Annotated in this window: 7 protein-coding genes; 2 read left to right on the plus strand and 5 right to left on the minus strand. The window is 70.9% G+C overall.

All coding sequences use genetic code 11. The features are described 5' to 3' along the window. A partial coding sequence (locus VFM98_RS00005) for a metallophosphoesterase (RefSeq protein ID WP_325107827.1) occupies positions 1-802 on the minus strand: 802 nt, incomplete at its 3' end. A gap of 156 nt (positions 803-958) precedes the next feature. Here VFM98_RS00005 and VFM98_RS00010 point away from each other — a divergent pair. Continuing rightward, positions 959-1,834 (plus strand): nucleotidyltransferase, encoded by an 876-nt coding sequence (locus VFM98_RS00010; protein WP_325107828.1) that lies wholly within the window; start codon positions 959-961, stop codon positions 1,832-1,834. Positions 1,835-1,998: 164 nt separating this feature from the next. After that, positions 1,999-2,625, plus strand: coding sequence for a hypothetical protein (locus VFM98_RS00015; RefSeq protein WP_325107829.1), 627 nt, complete (start codon positions 1,999-2,001; stop codon positions 2,623-2,625). A gap of 3 nt (positions 2,626-2,628) precedes the next feature. Here the strand turns inward: VFM98_RS00015 and VFM98_RS00020 are convergent, their stop codons facing one another. From VFM98_RS00020 to VFM98_RS00035, 4 genes are all read right to left on the minus strand, one after another. After that, a complete protein-coding gene (locus tag VFM98_RS00020; RefSeq protein WP_325107830.1) occupies positions 2,629-4,209 on the minus strand; it encodes a gamma-glutamyltransferase in 1,581 nt (526 codons plus the stop codon). Positions 4,210-4,219: 10 nt separating this feature from the next. Continuing rightward, positions 4,220-5,110, minus strand: coding sequence for a polysaccharide deacetylase (locus VFM98_RS00025; protein ID WP_325107831.1), 891 nt, complete (start codon positions 5,108-5,110; stop codon positions 4,220-4,222). Then, a complete protein-coding gene (locus VFM98_RS00030) occupies positions 5,107-6,099 on the minus strand; it encodes a tripartite tricarboxylate transporter substrate binding protein (protein WP_325107832.1) in 993 nt (330 codons plus the stop codon). The genes VFM98_RS00025 and VFM98_RS00030 overlap by 4 nt, the downstream gene beginning before the upstream one ends. A 10-nt stretch (positions 6,100-6,109) precedes the next feature. Then, on the minus strand, positions 6,110-6,941 hold an 832-nt coding region (locus tag VFM98_RS00035; RefSeq protein WP_325107833.1), incomplete at its 5' end, for a Gfo/Idh/MocA family oxidoreductase.

The following is a 6,941-nucleotide window of genomic DNA, read 5'->3' on the forward strand; positions in this document are numbered from 1 at the left end:
CATGGGCGGCCGCGGCGGCGGCGCCGGCGCTCACGGTGCCCACCAGGGTCTCGGTGTCCGGCTGTTCGCGCGGCAGGTCGAACAGGTGGAAGGGCGGCTGATCGGGGCGCTTGCGCAGCAGCAGCGGCCGCGCCACGTTGAACACCGGCACCCCGTTGATGGTGCGCCCTTCGAGCGTGCCGCGGTGCGCATGGCCGTGGAAGACGGCGTCCACGGGATAGCGCAGCAGCGGCTCCTCCAGCCGGCTGCTGCCCAGGAAGGGAAAGATGTCCATCGGCTCGCCTTCGACGGTGCCGCAGATCGGCGAGTAGTGCAGCAGCGCGATGCGCCGCGGCGTGCGCAGCTTGGCGAGCGCCGCCTCGAGCTTCATCGCCTCGTGCAGCGCCTCCTGCACGAACATCTTGATCAGGGGCTCGCCCCAGGCGCCCAGCGAGCCGCGGCCGAAGCCGCCGGCGAAGCCCTTGGCACCGGCGATGCCCACGCCCTCGATCTCGCAGGCTTCGCCATCGAGCACGCGCACGCCGGCCTTCTTCAAGGTCTCGCAGACCAGCTCCGGCACACCCGATTCGAAATCGTGGTTGCCCAGCACGGCAACCACAGGCACCTTCACGCCGCTGAGTTCGTCGGCGAGCACGTGCGCTTCGTCCGCAGTGCCGTAGTCGGTGAGGTCGCCGCACAGCAGCAGCGCATCGGCCGTTTCCACCGCCTGGGCGAAGAAGGCGCGCAAGGTGCCGGCGGATTCCTTGGTGACATGGAGGTCGCCGACGGCGGCGAAGCGCACGGTGCTGGGGGACTTGCTCATGGCCCGCCATGCTGCCGCGCCTGGCGCGGCCGCGGGATCGTCCATCCGTGCGGACGCCTGTAGGCGGGCGCCGACGATCGATGAGGTGTTCTGTCAGGTGGGTTTCAGCGTGGCCGCCGAGATTGAGATGCTGGGCGGCGGCCTAACTTGCGAGCCATGTACTCCACCATGGCCCTCGCACCTTCGCTGGAAGAGGAAGTCGCGCCCGAGACCGCCGCGTTCTACCGGCGTGCCCTGCAGACGCTGGTGGATGCCGGCGTTCCCTTCCTCGTCGGCGGCGCCTTCGCGCACGCCTGCTTCACCGGGATCCGCCGCGCGACCAAGGATCTCGACCTGTTCATCCAACGCCGCCATTTCGAGCGCGTCGCCGAGCTGATGCGCGCGCAGGGCTGGGACGCCGAGATGACCTACCCGCACTGGCTCGCCAAGGTCTACGACGGCGAGGAATTCATCGACCTGATCTTCAACTCGGGCAACGGCGTGGCGCCGGTGGACGAGCGCTGGTTCCGCAACAACGCCGTGGCCGATGTGCTGGGCGTGCCGGTGCGCATCGCCAACATCGAGGACGGGCTGCTGTCCAAGTCCTTCATCATGGAGCGCGAGCGCTACGACGGCGCCGACGTCGCGCACCTGCTGCAGGCCAACGCGGAGCGGCTCGACTGGCCGGGCCTGCTGCAGCGCTTCGGCCCGCACTGGCGCGTGCTGCTGGGGCACCTGACGCTGTTCGGCTTCATCTATCCCGGCGAGCGGCACCGCATCCCCGCCTGGGTGATGCAGGAGCTGATGACGCGCCTGGCCGCCGAAGTGCGCCAGCCGGCGCCGGTGGACCGGCACGTCTGCGCCGGCACGCTGCTGTCGCGCGAGCAGTACCTGCACGACGTGGAGCAGCTCGGCTACGTGGACGGCCGCCTCACCGCCGCCAGCACCATGAGCGAATCGGACGTGGCGAGCTGGACGGCCGCCATCCCGGGGCGCCAGCCCGTGCCCTCGGCGGACGGCGGCGAGGTCCCCCACGCGCCCGGCCACGCCTGAGCCCGCGCGCTTAGGTATTTTCCCCAGCGCCCTTACTGAATCGACCGCCTGTTCGGCGGCCCCACGAGTTGTCACACTCCGATACATTCATAGAACGTCGTTGGAGGGGACCAGAGCGATCGCGCAGCCAGGCGCACCCTGTCCCAAGGAAGGAAAACAGAGAGATGGTCACCATGCAAGCCAGCGAGCACGCCCGCCTGCTCGAAGTCCTGTCGGAGCGTTTGCTCACCGACTTCACGCAGGCAATGTGGCGGCAAGTGTTCCTCGGCCCCGGCTACGAGCGCATCCGCTTCGAGCGCGAGACGGTCACCTTCCTCTGCACCGACACGCTGGATTTCGACTGGACCCCGCAGGAGATCGAGACCCTTGCGGAGCGCTACGAGGGTCGCGTGGAGCGTTGCGACAACCGCGTCGTGCTGGTGTTCCCGCGCGCCCGCGACGCTCTGCAGATGGCCCTGCTGCTGCAGCGCACGGCCACCTGCAGCCTGCGCACTGCGCTGCTCACGGCCAACTGCACCTGCGCGGTGTTCGAGGTCGAAGGCCGCGAGCGCCGACTGACCATCGGCAGCGAGGTGCGGCAGGCCAGCACCTGCGCCGACCGCGGCGTGCCGGGCACGATCCACATCGCCGCCGAGACCTACCGCTGCCTCGGCCCGTCCAACGAATGGCAGCCCCGTTCGGCGCTGGTGGCCACCGAGCTGCAGGGCGAGGAGGTGACGGCGGCCGCGATCACGCTGGCGCCTTCGCCGCGTGCGGCGCTCAGCACCTTCGCCGGGCTCGGGTTGACCTGAAGTTCACGCTGCCGGTTCGTGCACCGCGTCGCCCCAGGGCGACATGATCGCGGTGCAGCCCATGTTGCGCGTGCCCTCGCGCAACACCCCCGCGGGGCAGGCGAAGGCGTAGGGGAACACCATGCGGCGCGCCGTCGTCGTCGGCATCTCCTCGGCCAGCGCGCGGATGATCTCCCGCGGCAACAGCCGGTCGGCCACGACCTGGCCGCCGCCGCTCACGTCGATGCGCGGCTGGTGGAAGGCATCCTCCAGGCTCATGCCGTGGGCCATCAGGTACGAGCTCAGTTGCAGCACGGCCCCGAGGATCTTGCGGCCGCCCGAAGCACCGAGTGCGAACCGGCGCCCATCGGCGCCCACGCCCACCACCGGGCAGTAGTTGGCGAGGCAGCGCTTGTCCGGCGCCAGCGAGTTGGGCTTGCCCGGCTCGGGGTCGAACCACATGATGCCGTTGTTCAACAGCAGGCCAGTCGAGGGCGAGACCACCCTTGAGCCGAAGATCGACAGCAGGGTCTGCGTGACGGCGCAGAGGTTGCCGTCGCGGTCGACCACGCTGAAGTGCGTGGTGCAGCCGGGTGCCTTGGGCGATTCGCTGTCGCCCATGTTCGACAGCCGGTTGCGGAACGCTGCATCGAGCGCGCGGGCCATGGCGCGGTAGGCGTGCGCATCGGGCGTGCCGCCGGGGTCGCCCAGCTCGCGCTCCAGCATCTGCAGCGCCTGCGCGAAAGTCGGGCCGCCGGTCAGGCCGGGCGCGGCGTAGACCTGGCCGCCGCGATAGGGCACCGCCAGCGGCTCCACCCACTCGGCTTCGTACGCGGCGAGGTCCGCCTCGCTCAGGCAACCGCCCTTGGCGCGCACGTCGCGCACCAGGGCGCGGGCGACCTCGCCCTCGTAGAAGGCGCGCGGCCCGTCGTCGGCGATCTGCTGCAGCGTGCGGGCCAGCGCCCGCTGGTCCAGGTGGCGCTCGGCCGAGCCGTTCCAGGCGCCCACGATCGGCCACTTGCCGTCGTCGAGGAACATTGCCGCCGCATCGGGGTCGAGCGACAGCGGCTGCGCGGTGGAAGCCGTGACCAGCCCCGAGAACCAGTCGACCAGCATCCCCTCCTGCGCCAGCCGCACGGCGGGCGCCAGCAGTTCGCGCCATGCCTTCCTGCCATGGCGGGCGTGCGCGAGGCCCATGCCGGAGACGACGCCGGGCACGGCCACCGCGGTGGCGCCCTGCACGTTGCGGTCGTCGACCACGCAGCGCCAGGGGAACAGGTCGGAGCTGCGGCCATCGGGCGTGAGCGGGTAGTCGGCGGGGTCGAGCTCGCGCGGCGAGCGCATGCCGAAGTTCACCACCTCGGCCCGGCCTTCCGCCGCCCGCCACAGCACCATGCAGCCGCCGGCGGCGGCGCCGCTCATCCAGGGCTCGAGCACGCCGAGCGCGAACGAGGTGGCCACCGCCGCATCGACGGCGTCGCCGCCCGCGGCCAGCACCGAGGCGCCGACGGCCGCCGCCTTCTTGTGCTGCGAGGCGACCACGCCGCCTTCGCCGGCGAGCACCGTCTTGCGCACCACCTGCGCATCCGAGAAGTTGTCGATCATGTCTCCCTCCTTATTGCGGCTGCTGCACGTAACGCGCGATCTCGGCATGGGTGGCGAACCACACCCGGCCGAGGTTGCGTGCGTGCAGGATCAGCTCCTCCAGGATCCAGATGCGCGAGCGGTAGCCGCTGATGTGCGGATGCATGGTGAGCTGGAAGATGCCGCCTTCGCGGTAGGCCGCGTCGAGCTCGCGGCGGAAGATGTCGAACACGCTGGCGGGCGGGGTGTAGGGCCGCAGGCCCGCGAAGCGGTTCATGTTGAAGTACACGGCGTCGTCGCGGATCCATTCCACCGGCAGTTCGACGATGCCGCTCGGCGCGCCGTCGAGCAGCAGCTCGTAGCAGTCCACGTCCGCCATCAGCGAGGAGTCGTACTCCAGCCCCATGTCGCGCGCGATCGCCAGCGTGGCGGGGCTGAAGTCCCAGGAGGGCGTGCGGATGCCCACCGGCCGCTTGCCGGCGACCTTCTCCAGCGTGTCGGCGCTGCGCAGCATCAGCTCGCGCTCGGCGGCCTCGGGCAGCACGGAATTGCGCTCGTGGATCCAGCCGTGCAGCGCGATCTCATGGCCCTCGTCGGCGATGCGGCGCTGTTCGTCCGGGTAGAGCAGGGCCGTGACGGCCGGCACGTAGAAGCTGGCCCGCACGCCGTGCCGCGCCAGGATCTCCAGGATGCGCGGGATGCCTTGCCGGTTGCCGTACTGGCCCTGCGACAGCCGGCCGATCGACTCGCCGCCTTCGCGCAGCTCGTTGGTCTCGTGGTCGGAGTCGAAGGACAGCGCGATGGCGCAGCGGGCGCCGTCCGGCCAGTGGCTGGGCTTGAGGCTGCGGCCGGCCCGCACCCGGTTGACGATGCCGCGCCAGTGTTCCTCCGGCCATTGCCAGGGTTGCAGCGGCTCGCTCACTTCTTCGCTCCGGCGTGGATGCGCTGGGCGATCTCCTGCGCCGCCTTGGCCTCGCTGGCCACGAAGGCCGCGAACTCGCGCGGCGGCAGGGCCACGCCCTCGATGCCCTGCTGGTCGAACTGCGCCTTCACGTCCGGCTCCTGCAGCGCCGCGGCCACCGCGGCATGGATCTTCGCGACGATCTCCGGCGGCGCGCCGGCCGGCAGCCAGAGGCCGAACCAGTTCACCTTCTCGAAGCCGCGCAGGCCCTGTTCGTCCATGGTCGGCACCTCGGGCAGGCCCTTCCAGCGCTTCTTGCCGGTGAGCGCCAGCGCCCGCAGCCGCCCGCTCTGCACGTGCTGCAGGGCGATGTTGGTGCCGACGAAGAAGATGTCGATGCGCCCGGCGATCAGGTCGCTGGTGGCCTCGGGAATGCCCTTGTACGGCACCGAGAGGATGTCGATGCCGGACATCGCCTTCATCAGTTCGGCCGGGATGTGGCTGGCGGTGCCGTTGCCGGCGTTGGCGTAGGTGAGCTTGCCGGGGTTCTTCTTCGCCAGCGCGATCAGCTCCTGCAGGTTCTTCGCTTCCACACCAGGGTTCACCACCATGGCCTGACCGAAGTTCTGCGCCGCCAGCGTCACGTGGGTGAAGTCCTTGACCGGGTCGTAGGGCACGTTGTCGGCGAAGGGCGGGATGTTGACGTGCGAAGCGGTGGTGAAGAGCCACGTGTAGCCGTCGGCCGGCTGCTTGGCGACGTAGGCCGTGCCCACCAGCCCGCCGGCGCCGGCGCGGTTCTCCACGATGATCGGCTGGCCCAGCACCTCGTGCATCTTCGGCAGGATGGCGCGCACGATCAGGTCGGGCGGGCCGCCGGCGGGCGAGGGCACCACCACCTTGATCGGCTTGGTGGGGAAGTCGCGCGTCGCGGGCGCCCCTTGCGCGAAGGCGCTGGAGCCGGCGAGGGCCAGGGCGGCGAGGAGGGCGGTACGGCGGGTCGTGGGACGCATGGTTGCTCCTTCAGCCCACGCGCACGGGGGCCTGGCGTTCGATGGAAGAAAGGATGGCCTGCAGCACCGCCACGTTGTGCACGGCGTCGCCGCCGGGCGTGGCCACCGGCCGCCGCGCCGCGGCCTGGGCCGCGAAGTGCTCCAGTTCGGCGCGCTCGGTGCTGGTTTCGGCGAAGGTCTGCACCACCGGCGGCTGCTTGACGGTGATGCGTTCGGGATCGAAGAAGCAGGTCTTGAGCTGCCAGGTGTGCAGGTGCTCCACGTCGCCCACCTCGGCCCAGCCCCTGCTGCCGAACACCTGCAGGCGCCAGGTCTCCGCGGTGGCGATCACGGTGCCCAGGTAGCCGGTGGCGCCGCTGGCGAAGCGCAGCAGCATGGAGGTGGTGTCGTCGACGCCGAAATCCTGCGCCAGCCGGAAGCTCTGGGCCGTCACCTGCTGGATCGGGCCGGCGAGGTACAGCATGGCGTCGACCACGTGCACGCCGCGGCCCGTCATGCCGCCGGCGGGCACCTCCTCGCGGTCGTGCCGCCAATGCCCCTTGGGAAAGCGGTAGGCGCTCGGGCCGCAGAAGTTGCCTTCGAGGTGCAGCACGCGGCCCAGCGAGCCGTCTTCGACGAGCCGCCGGATCTCGCGCAGCGCCGGCTGGAAGCGCCAGTTGTAGCCCACGGCCAGCGTCACGCCGTGCTCGGCGCAGGCGCGGGCCGCGCGCTCGGCGCACGCCCTGACCGCCGCTTCCGCCTCGCGCGCATCCAGCCCGAGCGGCTTCTCGACGAACACGTGCTTCCCCGCCTTCGCCGCGGCGACGATCTGCCCGCAGTGCGCCGAATGCGGCGTGGCGAGC

Origin of the sequence: Ramlibacter sp., assembly GCF_035706265.1 — a bacterium.
GTDB lineage: Bacteria > Pseudomonadota > Gammaproteobacteria > Burkholderiales > Burkholderiaceae_C > Ramlibacter.

Bases quoted from the DNA above. Each gene is read 5' to 3' on its own strand.
- VFM98_RS00015 (WP_325107829.1), top strand. From the start codon at position 1,999: ATGGTCACCATGCAAGCCAGCGAGCACGCCCGCCTGCTCGAAGTCCTG.
- VFM98_RS00010 (WP_325107828.1), top strand. From the start codon at position 959: ATGTACTCCACCATGGCCCTCGCACCTTCGCTGGAAGAGGAAGTCGCG.
- VFM98_RS00030 (WP_325107832.1), bottom strand. From the start codon at position 6,099: ATGCGTCCCACGACCCGCCGTACCGCCCTCCTCGCCGCCCTGGCCCTC.
- VFM98_RS00020 (WP_325107830.1), bottom strand. From the start codon at position 4,209: ATGATCGACAACTTCTCGGATGCGCAGGTGGTGCGCAAGACGGTGCTC.